This is a genomic window from Plantactinospora sp. KLBMP9567, from assembly GCF_033446045.1.
Classification (GTDB): domain Bacteria; phylum Actinomycetota; class Actinomycetes; order Mycobacteriales; family Micromonosporaceae; genus Plantactinospora.
Genome location: NZ_JAWQRR010000064.1, coordinates 34,123 through 51,151, shown reverse-complemented (window position 1 = coordinate 51,151; position 17,029 = coordinate 34,123). Strand labels below are relative to the sequence as shown.

At 69.1% G+C, this 17,029-nt stretch carries 15 protein-coding genes; 10 read left to right on the top strand and 5 right to left on the bottom strand.

The genetic code is table 11. From position 1 onward, the window contains the following. Positions 1-136: 136 nt before the first annotated feature. The 4 genes from R6Y94_RS43160 to R6Y94_RS43145 are packed head-to-tail and all read left to right on the top strand — an operon-like array spanning position 137 to position 3,316. Positions 137-610, top strand: coding sequence for a hypothetical protein (locus tag R6Y94_RS43160; protein WP_318403058.1), 474 nt, complete (start codon positions 137-139; stop codon positions 608-610). Further along, a complete protein-coding gene (locus R6Y94_RS43155; protein WP_318403057.1) occupies positions 611-1,462 on the top strand; it encodes a hypothetical protein in 852 nt (283 codons plus the stop codon). Next, positions 1,455-2,846, top strand: coding sequence for an alpha/beta hydrolase (locus R6Y94_RS43150; RefSeq protein ID WP_318403055.1), 1,392 nt, complete (start codon positions 1,455-1,457; stop codon positions 2,844-2,846). Before R6Y94_RS43155 ends, R6Y94_RS43150 begins: the two co-directional genes overlap by 8 nt. A 23-nt stretch (positions 2,847-2,869) precedes the next feature. Further along, a complete protein-coding gene (locus R6Y94_RS43145; RefSeq protein WP_318403053.1) occupies positions 2,870-3,316 on the top strand; it encodes a hypothetical protein in 447 nt (148 codons plus the stop codon). A gap of 16 nt (positions 3,317-3,332) precedes the next feature. Here R6Y94_RS43145 and R6Y94_RS43140 read toward each other — a convergent pair whose 3' ends face one another. Both R6Y94_RS43140 and R6Y94_RS43135 read right to left on the bottom strand, forming a co-directional pair. Continuing rightward, entirely contained in the window at positions 3,333-4,568 is a 1,236-nt protein-coding gene (locus R6Y94_RS43140) for a helix-turn-helix domain-containing protein (RefSeq protein ID WP_318403051.1), read from the bottom strand. Next, complete coding sequence (locus R6Y94_RS43135; RefSeq protein ID WP_318403049.1) at positions 4,565-4,714, bottom strand: hypothetical protein; 150 nt, start codon at positions 4,712-4,714, stop codon at positions 4,565-4,567. Before R6Y94_RS43135 ends, R6Y94_RS43140 begins: the two co-directional genes overlap by 4 nt. 233 nt (positions 4,715-4,947) lie before the next feature. Between R6Y94_RS43135 and R6Y94_RS43130 the strand changes: the two genes are divergently transcribed. From R6Y94_RS43130 to R6Y94_RS43120, 3 genes are read left to right on the top strand one after another with little or no spacing between them, the layout of a single operon-like run. Then, the gene (locus R6Y94_RS43130; RefSeq protein ID WP_318403047.1) at positions 4,948-6,315 is read left to right on the top strand and encodes a hypothetical protein; all 1,368 of its coding nucleotides are present in this window, start codon (positions 4,948-4,950) and stop codon (positions 6,313-6,315) included. A 20-nt stretch (positions 6,316-6,335) separates the two neighbouring features. Then, positions 6,336-6,524: a DUF397 domain-containing protein gene (locus R6Y94_RS43125; RefSeq protein ID WP_318403045.1), complete on the top strand. Its 189-nt coding sequence runs from the start codon at positions 6,336-6,338 to the stop codon at positions 6,522-6,524. Positions 6,525-6,543: 19 nt separating this feature from the next. Next, a complete protein-coding gene (locus R6Y94_RS43120) occupies positions 6,544-6,993 on the top strand; it encodes an NUDIX hydrolase (protein WP_318403044.1) in 450 nt (149 codons plus the stop codon). A 138-nt stretch (positions 6,994-7,131) separates the two neighbouring features. Here the strand turns inward: R6Y94_RS43120 and R6Y94_RS43115 are convergent, their stop codons facing one another. Genes R6Y94_RS43115 through R6Y94_RS43105 form a run of 3 tightly spaced genes read right to left on the bottom strand, consistent with a single transcriptional unit; the run spans position 7,132 to position 12,592 of the window. Further along, positions 7,132-8,421, bottom strand: coding sequence for a restriction endonuclease subunit S (locus tag R6Y94_RS43115; RefSeq protein WP_318403042.1), 1,290 nt, complete (start codon positions 8,419-8,421; stop codon positions 7,132-7,134). Continuing rightward, positions 8,418-10,469, bottom strand: coding sequence for a class I SAM-dependent DNA methyltransferase (locus R6Y94_RS43110; protein ID WP_318403040.1), 2,052 nt, complete (start codon positions 10,467-10,469; stop codon positions 8,418-8,420). Before R6Y94_RS43110 ends, R6Y94_RS43115 begins: the two co-directional genes overlap by 4 nt. Next, a complete protein-coding gene (locus R6Y94_RS43105) occupies positions 10,466-12,592 on the bottom strand; it encodes an N-6 DNA methylase (protein WP_318403039.1) in 2,127 nt (708 codons plus the stop codon). Before R6Y94_RS43105 ends, R6Y94_RS43110 begins: the two co-directional genes overlap by 4 nt. A gap of 207 nt (positions 12,593-12,799) precedes the next feature. Here R6Y94_RS43105 and R6Y94_RS43100 point away from each other — a divergent pair, with 207 nt between their 5' ends. From R6Y94_RS43100 to R6Y94_RS43090, 3 genes are all read left to right on the top strand, one after another. Further along, positions 12,800-14,026: a DNA sulfur modification protein DndB gene (locus R6Y94_RS43100; protein WP_318403037.1), complete on the top strand. Its 1,227-nt coding sequence runs from the start codon at positions 12,800-12,802 to the stop codon at positions 14,024-14,026. A 113-nt stretch (positions 14,027-14,139) separates the two neighbouring features. Then, the gene (locus tag R6Y94_RS43095; RefSeq protein ID WP_318403035.1) at positions 14,140-16,593 is read left to right on the top strand and encodes an AAA family ATPase; all 2,454 of its coding nucleotides are present in this window, start codon (positions 14,140-14,142) and stop codon (positions 16,591-16,593) included. Then, positions 16,590-16,952, top strand: coding sequence for a hypothetical protein (locus R6Y94_RS43090; protein ID WP_318403034.1), 363 nt, complete (start codon positions 16,590-16,592; stop codon positions 16,950-16,952). The genes R6Y94_RS43095 and R6Y94_RS43090 overlap by 4 nt, the downstream gene beginning before the upstream one ends. Positions 16,953-17,029 lie beyond the last annotated feature (77 nt).

Below are 17,029 nucleotides of genomic sequence, written 5' to 3'. Positions count from 1 at the left end.
TGCGCCGAGGATCTGGCTTGCGGGTGTTGACCGGGTGGGACACGCTGGACGTGGCGTGTTGACGGACGGCGATGAATCGGATGCTCTGCGCGTCTGACGGCTGCTCCGCTGCGGCCTTGGCGTGGAGGGATGGCGCGTGCTTCGGATGTACGGGGATCCGGACGAGTTGGATCGGCTGGCGGGCCGGCTGCGGCAGCGGGCCTTCGAGGTCCGGGAGCAGGCGGCCGACCACGAGCGGCGGGGGCAGGCGGCGCGCTGGGTGTCGGTGTCGGCACAGGCGTACCGCGATCAGGTGGGCCGGGACCGAAGGCAGGCGGACCAGGTCGCGGACGAGCTGGACGCGGTGGCGGACGCGGTCGTGGCGCACGCCCAGGAGGTACGTGAACTGGTCGCGCTGATCGCCCGGATCGAGGAGCAGGCCAAGGCGTGGTTCGCCGCGACCGCGGAGCGGATGAGGGAACTGGCGCCGCTGGTCGGCGGCCCGTTGATGAAGGCTGCGATGGAGGCACCGTGGGCGGGTTGGCCGGTGCAGCCCGGCAACCTGCCGGCCTCCGGGGATCGGCGCTGGCTGGAAGTCGGCGACTTCCTCCGAGGCAGGGGAGTGCTCTAGGTGAGTGCCGACAGTGACGTGCTGCCGGCACACCGGCTGGTGCTGGCCGCTCCGGAGTGGACTTTGCTGGTCCGCCGCACGGGGTTGGCTCCGCCACCCGGGTTCGCCGTGCTGGACGAGCCGGAGTCGGACCTCCTGCGCGTCGCCGGGCAGGCGTTGGCCGCCCGCGGCGTGGTGACCGTCGACGACGATCCGCTGGAGTGCCGGCCGGTGGAGCCGGTGGCGGCGAACCTGGCGACCTTCGTGGCCGCGCGGGTGGTGATCCGGGTCGAGGCGTCGGTCCAGGGACGGTCGGCACGGGCGGTCTTGGCGGTGGCCGGGCCGGCGGGAGCGGCTCTCGTCGGGCTCGCCGAAGGTGCCGTCGAGTTGTCGATGTTCGAGGCGGTGGCACTCGGGCGTGAGCTGGTCCGGGTCGTACCGGCGGAACGGGACCTCGCGGGGACGACGACACGGCTCGGCCAGGCGTTCGGCGGCGGCGACTCGCGGGTGTCGGGGCGGCTGCCGCTGGCGGCGCTGGTCGAGTACACCCGTTCTGGTGACCTGGCGGGGGCGGCCGGGCGTGCCGAGGCGGTGGCGGCGTTGGGGTTGACGGCGGCGCAGGTGCGGCTGGTCGAGCAGGTGCAGGCGAGTACGACCGGGGTGTTGCGGGTGTTGGTGAGTGGCCGCAGCGGCGCCGGGGTGGGGATGGCGCAGGTGGTCTGGCTGGCCACCGAGGACGGCTGGCTCGGGTTGCAGGCGGAGCCGGATGGTTCGGGCCGGCGGATGGTGTCGGTGCGGCCGGTGGCCCGGGAGGAGATCGGGGTGTGGCTGGCGCCGTACCTGGGACAGCTCGTGGAGGGCGGCGATGGGTGATCCGGAGTTCCAGGTCAGCGGCGGTGCCGGTGGGACGGGCGCCAGGTACGAGGACATCGGCCTGCTGGCCCGGCACAGCGACGACCTGGCCCGCGACCTGGCCGGGATCAGCGTGCAGGGGCACGGCATGCTGGCCGACCCGGACCTGGTGGCCTCGGCGGTGCTCAACCCGGACGGGTTCGCCAGGATCGAGGCCGGCCTGCTGCGGGCGTTGGACGGCCCGCAGGGGTTGACCGCGTTGTCGTTCGGGTTCGGGCAGCGGGCGGTCGCACTGCGGACCGTCGTCGCCTCCTACCAGGCCGTCGACGAGGAGCGGGCCCGGACGATCGAGACCCTGCGTTGGGTCCTCGGCTACGGCCTCGGCACCGGGATCAAGGCCGGCGTGCTGGGGCCGGCGACGCTGCTGCCTTTGGCGCCGCTGGCCGCCGCCGGGGCGCTGGTGGCCGACGACGTCGACGGGGAGCAACTCGTCACCGACCATCCCGGGATCGTCGACACCCTCGTCGGGCTGGGGCCGGGGCTGATCAGCAGCCTGCCGGGCGCTCCGATGGTCGGTGACGTGCCGGGTGCGGCGGACCTGCTCGGCGAGTTCTACGACGACGGCACCTACTCGGTCACCGCGCCGGACGTGAACGGCACCGGCACCAATACCGACACCTCTATCCTGATGGTCAAGCCGCCGCAGGGCTTCGGCGACCTGATCGCCGGGCTCAACTACCGCAATGGCGAGTCCGACGCTGGTGAGCCGGATCAGATCGACGTACGGGTGATCACGCATCCGGACGGCAGCACGGCGTACGTGGTCGACATCCCCGGCACCAAGGAAATGAACATGCCGTGGAGTGCCGACAGTCCCTTCCTCAACGACATGGGCACGAACGTGCACGTCCTCGGTGGCGACACCACCTCCCGGCAGCACGCGATCGCCGAGGCGCTGCGGATGGCCGGGGCGGGCGCCGACGACCCGGTGATGCTGGTCGGGCACAGCCAGGGCGGCATGGTCGCCGCCCAGGCAGCCCAGGACACCGCGACCGGCGCTTTCCCCTACAACGTCACCCACGTCGTCACCGCCGGGTCCCCGATAGGAAACACGGACATCCCGGCCGGCGTGCAGGTGCTGGCCTTGGAGAACGCGCGCGACATCGTGCCGCACCTTGACGCAGGCGACAATCCTGACCGGCCCAACCTCAGCACGGTCACCTTCGACGACCAGCGCGGCACAATCGGCGAGAATCACAGCACGAGAGCGGCGTACCTGCCCGCCGCACAGGCACTGGACCGGAGCACGGACCCGTCGGTGCAGGCGTACCGGGACAGCGCAGACGCGTTCCTGAACGGCGAGGCCGTGGAGTCGAAGGTGTACGAACTACACAGGGTGCACTGATGCGAACCGACGGGAGAGCGACGATGCGGCGGTCGAGAAAACGCCGGCAGATCCGTGCTGGCGGACTGGTCGCGTTGGCGGTGAGCATGCTGGTTGCTGTCGCCTCCTGTTCCGTACTGGGGGACTCGGACCAGGAGCGGGCAGAGTCGGACGCGATTGCCACCGCGATACAGGAAACTCTGGCGCAACGTCCGGACGTGGTCCGGGTGAAGGTCGGGTACCAGAACAACATAAGCAATTCCGCGAGCGCCTCCGTCACCGCGTTCCTGAAACCCGGAGCCGACTTCGACCGGTTCATCGACGAGGCCGTCCGGCTGCTCTGGCTGAGCAAACTCAGTCCGCTCAGCGGAATCAGTGTCTCGGTCTCGGACGATGCCGACGTCCACCGCGGCACCACCCGGTACGTGGCACCTGCCGACGAGGACAAGGCTGAGCTGGAGCAGAAGTACGGGCCCCGCCCGCCGGGATAGTCGCGGTGTGCTGCGGTCACTGTCGGGTCAGGCCGATGGTGGCGGCGAGTCGGGTTACGTCGGCGGGGGTGGGACCGGTGCGGAGTACGGCAGTCAGTGCGGCGCGGGCGGCGGGGCGGGTGCGGGTCTCGGCCGGGGCGATGCGATCGGCGATGACCAGGGCGCGTCCGGCGGCCTGCGGGTCGCCCGCATCCAGGTGGGCGCGGACGATGTCGATCAGGTGGGCTGCCCGGTGTTCGGCGGGGAGTCGAGGCCAGCCGGCGCTGGTGGTGGCGTGCTGGTGCGTGGTGATGGCCTGCTGACTGTCGCCGAGTTCGGTGGCGATCAGGGCTCGGGCGAGGTCGACGGTGGTGGGGCCGAATCCGATGTCGCCGTTGTCGGGGCGGGGGTGGTCGCCAAGGACGGTGGCGAGTCGGGTGGCGCGGTTGGCGAGGTCGCGTGCTGCGGTGGCGTCGGCGCAGGTGGCGGCGGCGATGGCGGCTTCGGTGAGGAGGGTTCCGGCCAGGGCGAGATCGTGCGGCGCGGAGGCGCGGGACGGTGCCGGGAGGAAGCGGTGGGCGGCGGTTATGGTGGCGGCCATCGCGAGCCGGCCCCGGTCCAGGGCGCGGAGCGCTTGGGCGAGGGGGATGGCGGCGATTGCGGTGCGGCGTGGGTCGCCTGCGGTGGCAGCCATGGCGCGGTCGGCAGCGAGCCAGGCCAGGTCGGCGGCGTCGAGTTTGACCAGTGTTTGGCCGGCGAGGCGGTAGACGCTTACCAGAAGATCGGCGGTGTGTTCGGTGCCGGCGGTTGTTTCGGCGTGCCGGATGTCGGTGAGCAGGTCGGGGAGTAGTCGCATCACCTGTGGGTGGTGGGCGTGCCGGTAGGCGGCCCAGGCGTGCCGTAGTCGGCGGTCGAGGTCTGCCGGCGGTGGTGGTGGCTGGGGTGGTGTGTCGGTGGTGGTTGTGGGGGTGGGGTAGCAGGCGAGGGCGGCGCGGACGCGGTCGATGGCGGCGGTGAGGCCGGTGACGGGTACGCGGTGGGTGGGCTGGGGGAGTAGGACTTCCGGGTCGACGCCGAGGACGGCGGCGACGGCTTCGATGACGGAGAGCCGGTCGAGGGTACGCACGCCGCGCTCGATCTTGTCGACCCAGCTTTTGGATCGGCCGAGGCGGTCGGCGAAGACCTGTTGGGTCATGCCGAGTCGGGTACGGAGTTGGGCGACCCGGCGTCCGATCGGAAGGTCGGGACTGTTGGGTGGGTCTGGTGTGGTCATCGGGCCTGCGTCCGGTGGATGGCGTGGGTGGACTCGCCGCAGCGCGGACACCAGCGGGACTTGACCCGGAACGCGAAGAGGCCGAGGACGAAGCCGGGGAGCATGCCGCCGAGCGCGATCAACGAGATGCGGAGAACCACGATCACTCTCACCTTCTGGCGAGGCCGGAGGCCGGGCGTTGCCGCGCCCCGCCTCCGGCACTACTGCGACTCGAACCAGTTGCCGCTGATTCGCATGGGCCAGTTGACCCGAGCGGGGCGGCGGGCAGGGGAGGTGCGTGCGGTGCCTATCGGTGTGGATCAGTGCGGAGGACCCCAGCCCACGGAGGGTTCCGATACTGTGCGTATGAGTTGCCGCTACGCATGAAGGATCGGGGAAGGTGACAATCAGCGGAGAGCCGATAGCCCGTCTGCTGGCCGAAGTCGGCTGGCAACCCGAACAACTCGCCAGGCGACTCAACGAGTCCGCCGAACGGCATGGCCGCGCAGAACGGCTGCACCCCAAGACGCCGTACAAGTGGAAGAAAGGCGACGTGCCCCGCAGTCCTTGGCCGTCCCTGACAACTGCGCTGTTGTCCGAGCAGTTGCAGCGGACGATCACCCTTGACGAACTGGGCTGGCCCGACGATGGATTCGAAGCCGCGCCGGCCTCTGCGGGTCTGGAACTGCCCTGGTCATCGGCGGGGGCCTTGCGGGCGGCTGATGTCGTCAGCGAGTCTGAAGGCATGTTGCACCGGCGGATGTTCCTCACCCTGCTCGGTTCCGCACTGACGTCACCAGCGCACGAGTGGATGATCGCTAGGCCTCCCGAAAGCGTCGCGTCTGCCGCCGGTCGGCCGCTATCCGGCGAGGTCGTCGATCACATGGACGCCGTGACAGCCAGCCTCCGACGCATGGACGACCATCTCGGCAGCGGTCAAACCCTGGGCCTGGTCCGCCAGCACTTGAGCAGCGTGATTGACGTGCTGCGCAACCGCCGCTACACCGATGCGGTCGGCCGGCGCCTCCACTCCACGGCCGGTGAGCTACTACGCCTCGCAGGCTGGCTCTCCTTCGATGCTGGGCAGCACAGCCAGGCACAACGATTCTGGATCGCCGGTCTCTACCAGGCCAACGCGGCAGGCGACCGTGGACTCGGCGCAAACATCCTCGGCTTCATGTCCTGCCAGGCCAAGGACCTCGGTCAGCTCCGGCAAGCAGTGACCCTCGCTGAGACGGCGAGAGCGAGTTACCCGGGAACGAGCCCGAAGGTGTCGGCGATTCTCGACCTGCGGGCGGCTGAGGCATACGCCAATGAAGGGTCGGCCGTCAATGCCCAGCGTGCGCTCGACAGTGCCTTCGGCCGGCTCACGGACAATCGACCCGACCACGGCGACCCGGACTGGTCCTACTGGATCAACCAAGCACAGGCCCACGCGCAAGCCGGCTACTGTCACGTCAAGCTCGAAGACTGGTCACACGCCCGAGAGCACCTACGGACAGCGTTGCGCATGCAAGGCAACGAGTACACCCGCGAGGGGGCGCTGCGGAACGCCCTACTCGCCACCACGTATGTCCGGCAAAGCCAGCCCGATCTGGACAAGGCGCTTGCCCTCGGCGACCAGGCGGTTGGGACGTTGACCGGCCAGGTCACCTCCGCACGGTGCATCAAGCACGTGCGCAACCTGGTCGGCACCTTGACCCCTTACCGACGTACGCCCGCCGTTCGCCGGTTCTGCCAGGATGCAAAGGATCTCATCGCGACGTGAGGACAAGGAGTTGAGCAAGTATGGGCCGTAACGCCTGGCGCAAGTCGAGCCGCTCCGGCAGCAACGGCCAGTGCGTCGAGGTACGCGACCGAGGCGCCCAAGTCGACTTACGCGACTCCAAGGCACCTACCGCCGGGATGCTGACATTCGACGCCGCCGCCTGGACCGCGCTTGCCAGCATCCTGAAGGCTGCCGGCACCCTCCGGTAACGCACCAACTATCCAGGCGATGTCAGCCAGTTTGGGTCACTCCGTCAGCGTCGCTGCCGTTGTCGTCAACGACCGCACCCAGATCCTCGTGATCAGGCGCCGAGACAACGGCCGTTGGGAGCCTCCGGGCGGCGTTCTCGAACGCGGAGAGTCGATTATCGACGGGCTGCGTCGCGAGGTCCGGGAGGAAACCGGCCTGGAAATCGAGCCCGAGCGGCTCACCGGTATCTATCAGAACATGCCGCGTGGCATCGTTGCACTCGTCTTTCGCGCCCGGGTGGCCGGCGGTCAGCTCCATCCAACGGAGGAAGCCACCCGGGTCGAGTGGTGGGCCCGCGATCGCGTCAGCAGTCACATGGCCGAGGCGTACGCCATCCGGGTGCTCGACGCGCTGAGCGGAACCGAGCCGGCCGTACGCTCGCACGACGGCGTGTCCATCCTGCAGGGGAAGCCTGCGCTACCGAGCTGATTTTCTCAAGCCCGACAGTAGTTCTCGATCCGCACCCGGCTTATGAACGGCACGGGACCACGTGCTGGTGTACTGTCACGACACTTCAACGCTTTCCGGGGTGTAGGGCGACGGCTGCGCCGAGCTGCTGGTAAGTAGTCATGACGAGGTCCCCTCCGTGACTCCGCGCCCGCTAGCGGTGGAGACATCAATCTGCCCCGTCACTGCCGCTGTAATCAACGCCTGTCGCCTGTCGGCGATCAACGCGATTGATTGTTGGATCGCCCCTTGAAGTCGCACCGCAGGTTCTGTCTCCTTAGCGATGGCCTTCACGATTCGCTCCTGTTCTTGCCGAGAAGGAATCGGTGCTTTCAATGCGAGGAATGACTCCGGATAGAGGCGGAGGCGCGATGTCCAAACTCCCTTGGAGTGTCTTGTCATCTCGCAAACGTACTCGGGCGTTCGGTAGAGGTGGTCGAAGTAGCCGGGCACAGTCTCGTCCGAAGTGAAGCGATAGACTCCATAGGCTGGGCTAACGATCCCGCTATATTTGGACACTCCAAGTGCTCCCATCCAGGCCCAAAGTGTATTTATGACAAGATCGCCTTTTCGGCAAATTTTGTAACCTGTCAGGGAATCGGCCATAAACATGTACACTGTTTTTTCGCTGCGAGGCGTCACGCCAGTCAGGTGGGAGACGGAAAGTAGCTCCTCCTTGCCGTTCTCTGACAGGTCGGCTACCTCTGCAAGGAAGGACTTGTTTCGAGCAACCCTCCAGCTAGATGGGATTTGCCCGAGTGGGCCAATGTCGCTATCTCGCATTTTTTCGCAAGGGTTTAGGCCGCGAAGGCATAAGTGGCTAGCGAGCGAATTCCGGCGTTCGTCGATTAGCAGCGATGCGCGCCTCTTGGTCGCCACTAGCTTGTCGATATGGAGAGTTTCGGCGTCGAGGAAGTCGGCGATGCGCCGCTGTTCATGCAAGGGCGGATATGGAATGGGTAGATCGAGGATCTTCGAGCTGCTGGTCGAAGCGAGATTAGTAGTCCTGGTTCCTGTGCTTTCGAAATAGTGGCGGCTGGGTGACGCCTGGGTCACGTAAGCAAGGAATCTTGGGTCGAGAGCATTCCGGTGGGGTCGAAGGGCGAAGACATGATTCTGGTGCAGGCAATCGGATATTTCTTCCCGCCACATCGTCCCGCGCCCGAGTTTGTCGAGGTCGCCTCCCTCGGTCATTAGGACGTCACCAAATTGAAGTGCGCTTGCCTCCGCCATTCGCCGCGGCACGCTGATCTCGGTGACGGAATCTAGTTCCAGCCGGCCTGCTTGCACATTGGCAACGCGCAGGTAGGGCCGTGTCGCGACATCCCCAGTGACATCCCGCGACGCGTCAACGGTCAGCCCTCCCTGCAATCGGCAGACGCGTTTTAGCCGAATCATAGGGAATGTCACTCCGTCACCTCGCCCAGGAGTGCCTGAATCTCGGCCTCAAGCGCCCTGAGTTCGGCGTCGATCTCAGCCAACGGCCTCGGAGGCTTGTACACGTAGAAATGCCGAGTAAACGGGATCTCGTACCCGATCTTGGTTTTGGTGTGGTCGATCCAGGCGTCCGGGACGTGTGGCAGCACCTCGCGGCGCAGGTATTCCTCGACGTCCTCGTGCAGCGGCACGTTCTCGTAGTCGCGCAACTCGGGGTCCGGCTCCGGCTCGCCCTTGACCATCTGCACCTCGCCCTCCGGGTCACGCACGCCCAGGACCTCCCGCAGCGCCTTCTGGAACGGGGCGCCGCTCGGCCAGAGCACTCCGGCCTCGGCCATCGCCGACCGGACCGCGTCCCAGGCCGCACGCTTGGTCCCCCACGACCGCCCGACCAGCGGCTTCAACGCGGTCTCGAACGCGTCGACGTCCAGCGCCTTCCCGATCGGCTTCGAGTCGCGGGACCGAGTCAGGGTCTCCTCGGTGACCTCGAAGCGGAGCTTGAGTGGCCGCTCGACGGTGATCCGGCGATAGCCGAAGTCCTCGTTGGCGAAGACCTTCACCTTCTGGTGCTGCGGGTGCTCCGGGTCGGCGGCGGCGTGCAGCGCCTCGCCGTAGAGCCGGGTGATCTCCTTGATCTGCTCGTCCGTCAGGTACTTCCGCTTGTCGCCGAGCGACTTGCGCATCTTGGCGAAGTAGTCCCGGGCGTCGAGCAGGATCACCTTGCCCCGGTGGTCGGGGAGCTTGCGGTTGGTGAGGATCCAGAAGTACGTCGAGATGCCGGTGTTGTAGAAGAGCTGGTCCGGCAGCGCGACGATCCCCTCCAGCAGGTCGCTCTCCAGAATCCACTGCCGGATCCGGGACTCGCCGGACTCGGCCGCCCCGGTGAAGAGCGGTGAGCCGTTGAAGACGATCGCGATCCGGCTGCCACCCTTGCCGTCGGCGGTCACCGGTTTCATTTTTGAAATCATGTGTTGCAGGAAGAGCAGCGACCCGTCGTTGATTCGGGGCAGGCCGGCACCGAACCGGCCGCTCTCGCCCTGCTGCTCGTACTCGCGCTCGACATCCTCCTTGACCTTCTTCCACTCCACCCCGAACGGCGGGTTGGCCAGCAGATAGTCGAAGTGCTCGCGCTTGTGCCCGTCGTCGCTGAACGAGTTGCCGAACTTGATGTCCTCCGGGTCCTGGCCCTTGATCATCATGTCGGATCGGCAGATCGCCCAGGACTCCGGATTCAACTCCTGGCCGAAGACCCGCACCGTGGCGGCCGGGTTCAGCATCTTGATGTGCTCCTCGGCGGCGGAGAGCATGCCGCCGGTGCCGCAGGCCGGGTCCATGACCGTCCGTGCCACTCCCGGCACGCTCAGCGCGTCGTCGTCCGGGGCGATCAGCAGGTTCACCATCAGCTCGATGACCTCGCGCGGGGTGAAGTGCTCACCGGCGGTCTCGTTCGACTGTTCGGCGAAGCGCCGGATCAGCTCCTCGAAGACGTACCCCATCTGGTGGTTCGAGACGTTGACCCTGGGCTGACCGCGGTCGTCGAGCAGGATCTCGCCGGTCTTCGGGTCGCGCTGGACCGGGTCCAGGTCCAGGTCCGCGAAGCGGCCGACCACCCGGTAGAGCAGGTTCGCGCCGTCGAGCCGGCGGATCTGCTGCGGGAACTCGTACCGGTGCAGCACCTCCTGCGCGTTCTCCGAGAACGCCCCGATGTAGGCGAGCAGGTGCTTCATGGTCTGGGCCGGGTCGGCGGCGACCGACTTCAGCGTGTAGCCGCTGATGTTGTAGAAGCTGTGCCCGGCGGCGCGGCGCAGGAACCGGGCCACGTCCACATCGTCCCGGCCCTCGAACTTCTGGTACGTCTCCCGCACCTTGTCCCGGGTCGGCGCCAGCACACACTCCAGCCGGCGGAGCACCGTGAACGGCAGGATCACCTTGCCGTAGTCGGACTGCTTGTAGTCGCCGCGTAGCAGATCGGCGACCGACCAGGCGTGGTTAGCCAGTTCGGTGTGTTTCCTGGTGCTCAACGGGGTCCTTCCGAAGTGCCGTCGGGTGGGAGCAGGGCGCCGCCGGTGAGGCCGGCGGCCAGGGTACGGGCGGTCTCGTCGGCGAGCCGGTTGGCGAGATCCGCCGCCGTACGCATCACGTGGAGCTGGCGGAACGCCCGGCCGTACCGCTGCTGTTCGGCGAGCGGGAGCAGCGGGATCCGCAGCCGGCGCGGATCGACCCGCACCACGGAGGTGCCGGACGACGCCGCGCTCAGATTGTCCTCGGCGGAGAGGAATCCGGCGAGGAACCACGGGTCGAGTCGGGCCGGATCCGGCCGAAGGAGGTGCAGGGCTCGGCCGAGCAGGCAGCCGGCATCGCCGGAATCGGCGACCCGGGCGGCGCCGGCACCCTCGTGCAGCAGCTCGGGAAAGATGACGTCTCCCGGCCGGATCTCGATGTCCTCGTCCGAGGGTTCGTCGTCCGCGGCGCCGGAGGCAGGCCGGCGGGACACCACGTCCCGGGAGGTGAGGACGCGTGCCGGGCCGGTCTCCCGCCCGGCGGGGGCGGGGCCGCGGATCACCGCTGGGGCGCGGAGCAGCGTCAGCGCCTCGCCCCGGAGCAGGTCGGCGACGCTTGCGGTACGCCAGGAGACCGCCTCGGCGCCGGCCGGTGGCCAGGACTGCCCACCGCTGAGCCTTGCCAGGCCGCTCGCCGCCCGCCGCAGCCGGCTACGCAGCTCGTACGCCAGCTCGGCAAGCTCGTCTGGCTTGGCCGGGACCGGCGCGGCCCGGACATGTCGAGTCGGAGTGAGATCCACCGCCTCGTCGAGCAGGTCGACGACCGGCACCGCCCGCGCCGTGCCGGGGATCGGCTCGAAGTTTTCCGGCTGCCGGTCGAAATCGTGCCAGGCGCCGAGCACCGCGCCGCGCAGCGCGGACCAGTCCGACCCGGGGCGCCCGCCCGACCCGTCGGCGACGCGACCCGGCTCCGGGGAGGCGGCGTCCAGCATGAGCACGGTCGGCGGCAGGACCGCCTGCGGGTGCGGCCGTTCGAGCAGCCACAGGTGCAGGCTGATGTGCAGCGGTTGGGCGACACCGACGGGCAGCGCGAGCACGGCACGTAACGCTCCACTGCGGACCATCTCGGCCCTGATCCGCCGGCCCGACGGTCGGAATGCGGGACCGGGTGGCATCAGCAGCACCGCACGACCGCCCGGACTCAGGTGCGCGAGACAGTGCTGTAGCCAGGCGAGTTCCGGTTCGCCCTTCGGCGGCAGACCGAACAACCAGCGCGGGTCGTAGGCCAGGTCCTCGTGGCCCCAGTCGCGCTGGCCGTAGGGCGGCGCGCAGAGCACGGCGTCGGCGGCCAGCGCCGGGAACGCGTCGTGCCGCATGCTGTCGCCGACCTCGATCTGTGGCCTTGTTCCCTCGGCCTGGATCGCTAGCCGGGCGGCGGCCTGCGCGGCCACCGCCGGCACGACATCCTGGCCGTACACCTCGGCGGCCCCGCGTGCGGCGGCGGCCAGGAGCAGGCTGCCGCCGCCGCACGCGGGGTCGAAGACCTTTTCCGGGTACGGCTCGCCAGGGCCGGCGAGGAGGTCGGCGATCAGGTCGGCCACCGGCTGCGGGGTCAGGTACTGACCACTCGCCTTGGGGTCGTTGAGATCGCCCTCGGCGAGCACGTCCAGCGTCCGCGCCGGCCCCTCTTCGGCGATGCAGCGCAGCAGCGCGCGAAGTAGCCCGACCTCGCTGGCGTGGTAGGTCAGATTTCCGGTGCCGGGGATGCCTGCGGCGTGCGACCGGGCTGTCCGCTCTGCCCATCCGGGTAGCCGGTCATCGGTAAGTTCGGCGGCTTTCCGCACTGTGTCGGCAACGCGACTCACGGCGACGACGAGCGGGAGGAGTGTGCTGCGGTGTGCGACGTCGGATGCGGAGGCACGCAGGGCGGTGCGCAGGTCGTCGGCCGAGGACGCTGCGGGCAGTTGACCGCGTGCGGCGAGCCAGGCCCGGACCGCCGCCAGGTCGTACGCCGGGCTCGTCTCCGTTCCGCCCGTCGGCGCGGGGAAGTCCGGGTGACGCCGACGCCAGTTGCTCACGGTGGCACGGGTGACGCCGGCCAGCCGGGAGATCTCGGCGGCGGTCACCTGGCTGGACTGTGGCATGGGCGTCCTGTTCGGTCGTCTGCACTGCTCGTTCGCACACCTTACACGACCTCGGAAGCGTGTAAACGCTTTGACAGTGCTTTCATTTGACAGTGGTGCTACGGTGTTTTCAGTGACGGCAGACTGGGCTCCCCGCTCGGTCGCCGCTGATCTCCCCTGTCCGCGTACCGGACAGGCCTGTTCACCCCCGCCTCTGGAGGACCCTTCGTGTCCATCACCATGCCCACCGCTGCCGTCGAAGGCATCCAGCTCACCGTCACCCCGTTCCGCGCCGACGCGGTGGTCGGCACGATCGGGCTGCCGGCGCTTCTTCAGCTCGTCCCGTCGCCGAAGGTCGAGGAGGACAGGCGGGCGATGAAGTTCTCGCCGGGGGCGATCCGCCGCCACGCGGAGATTCGCTCCCTGGTGCAGCGCACCCTGAAGGCCAGCCAGAAGGGGCGCAACGTCGCCAGCTACGCCCGCTACATCGCCTCCGGCATCAACGGAGACTTCGGCTCCGGCTGGTCGACCCCGCCGATCACGCTCTGGCTCGCCGACGACCCCGGCGCGGTCAGCGACGAACTTGTCCCTGGCAGCGGCATCCGGCGCATCACCCTGCTCGCCGGATCGCCGGTCGTCGCGATCGACGGCGAGACCCAGGTGACCGCCCTGCACGAGCTCTACGACGACCCCGACCGGTACGGCACGACCTATCAGCAGCTCAACACCGTCCGGCTGCCGTTCGAGCTCTACTGGGGACTCGGCGTCGAGGACGCCCGGCAGATCTTCTACGACCGCAACGTCGAGGGCGTCTCGGTCGACAAGAACCTCGCCATGTCCATGGACCAGCGGGACTTCGGCACCCAGCTCGCGCACCGGGTCGCCGAGGCGGTCAAGGTCGAGCACGACGGCGAGATGGTCCCGTTCACCAGGCTCGTCCAGTCTCGCAAGCGGCAGCTCACCAAGACCGACCCGGAACTGGTCACGCTCTCCGCGCTGCGGGTCCTCGTCGTCACCACCATCTACGGCCGACCCGGGCTGGCGCTCTCGTCGGCCACCGTCCGGGCCGACGACCTTCCCGCTGGCTTGACCGCCGAGCAGGTGCGGCGGCGGGTCGTACCGCTGCTGTCCGGACTGCTCACCCAGCTCCACCCGCAGCTCGCCGGCCGGTCCGCCGCCTCCGCCCCGGCGGTGCTGGCCGGGATCGGCATCGCCGCACACCAGGCCACCGGCTGGGCCACCACCGGCCTCCCGCTGGCCGACGCGGACCTGTCCGACCTGCTGGCGGGCGTCCGGTGGGAGCGGGAGGCCCGGTACTGGGACGGCGTGGCCGCCAGCGCCAACGCGGCCGGCGTCCTCAACTTCGGCGGCGGCGCCAAGGACTCCGGCGGCCGAGTCGCCGACGCCATCCTCTACCCCGACTCGGAGAGCGGGCGCAAGATCCGGGGCCGGTAGCTCCGGTCGGTCCGAGTACCCCTGACGGCACCTCAGGACGGGATGCCGCATCACCGCCGGCCACCGCCGGTGATGCGGCCCGTCACCCCACCCACGTGATGAGGAGGCACGACATGACAGCCGACCCACACACCACCGTCGACCAGTTCATCCTCGATCACCTCGACCAGGCAGCCCTGCCCACGACCGCCGAGAACCTCATCGTCGCCGCCCTGCTCGGCGAGGAGGAACTTGGCGCTGTTCTAGGCGGGATAACGCCGCGGCGACCCCGGGCGCCCGAAGCGGACGGCGAGCCCGCCGAGCCGATCGGCACCTATCTCGCCAGCATCGAGGTGACCGGGTTCCGTGGCATCGGACCCACCGCCACCCTGAACCTCCACCCCGGACCAGGGCTGACGATCGTCACCGGCCGCAACGGTTCCGGCAAGTCGAGCTTCGCCGAAGCCGCCGAGTTCGCCCTCACCGGTGACAACAAGCGCTGGGCCGGCCGCAGCAGCATCTGGCAGCAGGGCTGGCGCAACCTGCACGCCAGCGGCGAATCCCGGATCCGGGTACGCCTCGGGGTGGAAGGGCAGCGCGACGGTGCCCTGGTGGAGTGCCACTGGCCCGGCGACGCCGGCCTGGGCGACGGCACCACCTTCCTCCAGGCTCACGGCCGGCGCCGCCAGTCCGTCGCCGATCTCGGCTGGGACAGGCCGCTGGAGCTCTACCGCCCCTTCCTCTCCTACTCCGAACTCGGTGGGCTCATCGGGGGCAGGCCCAGCGAAATGTACGACTCGCTGCAACGCATTCTCGGCCTCGGTCGGCTCGTCGAGATCGAGACCATGCTGAAGGCTGCCCGCCGGAACATGGACCAGCAGCGGAAGCAGGCCGGGGAGAGCCTTCCGACACTGCGGGTTGTGCTCGCCGAGCACCCGGATCCGCGCGCCCGGCTCGCCGAGCAGGCTCTTGCCGGCCGGACCGCCGACCTTGACCAACTTGAAGCCCTGACGACCAGCGCCGAGGCCGCCGAGGACGCGATCGTCGTACCGCTGCGTCAGCTTGACCTGCTGCACCTACCCGACCGGGACGAAGTCTCCGACCGGGTCGAGCGGCTCCGCGACGCACTGCGCCAGATCGACGACCTCGCTGGCACTCCGGTCGACGAGGCCAGGGCACTCGCCGGGCTGCTCCGCGACGCGCTGAAGCACCACGCCGCCCATCCCGACCAGCCTTGCCCGGTGTGCGGGGGTCGCACCCTGGACGAGGCCTGGGCCGCCGACGCGCAGGCCCAACTGCACCGGCTCACCCAGCGAGCGGAGCAACTCGAGGCCGCGTACCGTGCCGAGCGCGAGGCACGAGCGGCACTGCGCCGCGCGGTGCCCGCAGCACCTCCCGCGCTCGCCCTCGACCTCGGTCCGGAGCAGGTCAGTACCGCCGACCTCCGGGCAGCCTGGCAGAGCTGGGACAAGCTGCTCGGCACAGCCGACCCCGGCGCGATCGCCGCGTCGGCGACCAGGACGTTCGGTACGCTGCTCGGCGCCCTGGCGCCGGCGCAGGCCGCCGCCCGCGCGGCGCTGGAGCGTCGCCGGCAGGCGTGGCAGCCGGTTGCCGACCAGATCCGGAGCTGGACAGAGACCGAGCGCGCCAGCCGGCACGCCGCCGACATGTTCAGGGCCTTGAAGACGGCGGTCGGTGAACTTCAGACGATCGGGGCGAAGATCCGCGACGACAAGCTGGCCCCGGTCGCCGCCGAGGCCACCAGCATCTGGAACACCCTGCGCCAGGACAGCAATGTCCAACTTGGCGCGATCAGGCTCGCGGGGACCGGCAACGCCCGGCGGGTCGACCTCGACGTGCAGGTCGACGGAGTATCCGGTGCTGCCCTCGGTGTGATGAGCCAGGGTGAGCTGCACTCCCTCGCCCTGGCACTCTTCCTTCCGCGCGCCACGATGCCGGAGAGCCCGTTCCGGTTCCTCGTCATCGACGATCCGGTGCAGTCCATGGACCCGGCAAAGGTCTACGGTCTCGCCCAGGTGTTCGCCGCCGTCGCGAAGCACCGGCAGGTCATCGTCTTCACCCATGACGACCGACTCCCCGCCGCTGTGCGGCACCTCCAGCTCGATGCCCGGATCCTGGCGGTCAGCCGACTCGCCCGGTCACATGTCACCGTCACCGGTGGCGGCGACCCCGCCCAGCGCTACCTGGACGACGCCCGGGCCATCGCCTGTGACGAGGAGATGGCCGGTACGGTGCAAACGACCGTCGTCTGCAACCTGGTCCGGGACGCGATCGAGTACGCCTGCCACGAGCGGATCCGGATCCGGGGCTTCCGTACCGGCACCTCCATCGCCGACATCGAAGCCGCGATCGGCGAGGCACAGGGTCTGCGGCCGACGCTCGCGCTGGCCCTGCTCGGCGACCGCAAGCGTCTCGACGAGGTGAACGCGGAGCTGAATCGGATCGACTCCGCCGCGACCCGGGTGGTCCGCGCCGCGAACACCGGCACGCACGGCGGTCCCACCGCCAGCCTTATCACCCTGGTCGACGACGCGCGGCGCTTAGTGCGGAGGTTGAGCCGGCCATGACTCCGCAGCAGCTTCTCGACGAGGCAGCCGGCCTGCTCGTGGGGCCCAGACCGAGCATGCGCCGGTGTTGGCAGCGCGGCTGCGCCTGCCTCACCCGACTCGCCCTGGAAAAGGGACTACGCCGCTACTGGGACCGGGCCGCTCCGACCGTCGCGGGTTGTCCGATGCGGCACCAGCTCCTGGCGCTGCCGTCCTTCGCGGGGGCTCCGACGGCTCAGCTCGCCCGTACCGCATGGCACGGGCTCTCCCGGGCCATGCACCACCACACGTACGAGTTGGCGCCGACCCTCGCCGAACTCCACGCCTGGCACCACGACGTCGGCATCCTGCTCGAACGGCTGACACAACCGAATCCGTGAGTGCCGTTCGCGACCGGGACCATCACATCCCACTGTCGGAAACAAGCGTATTGACGAGCCTTTCCGAAGCCCTATTC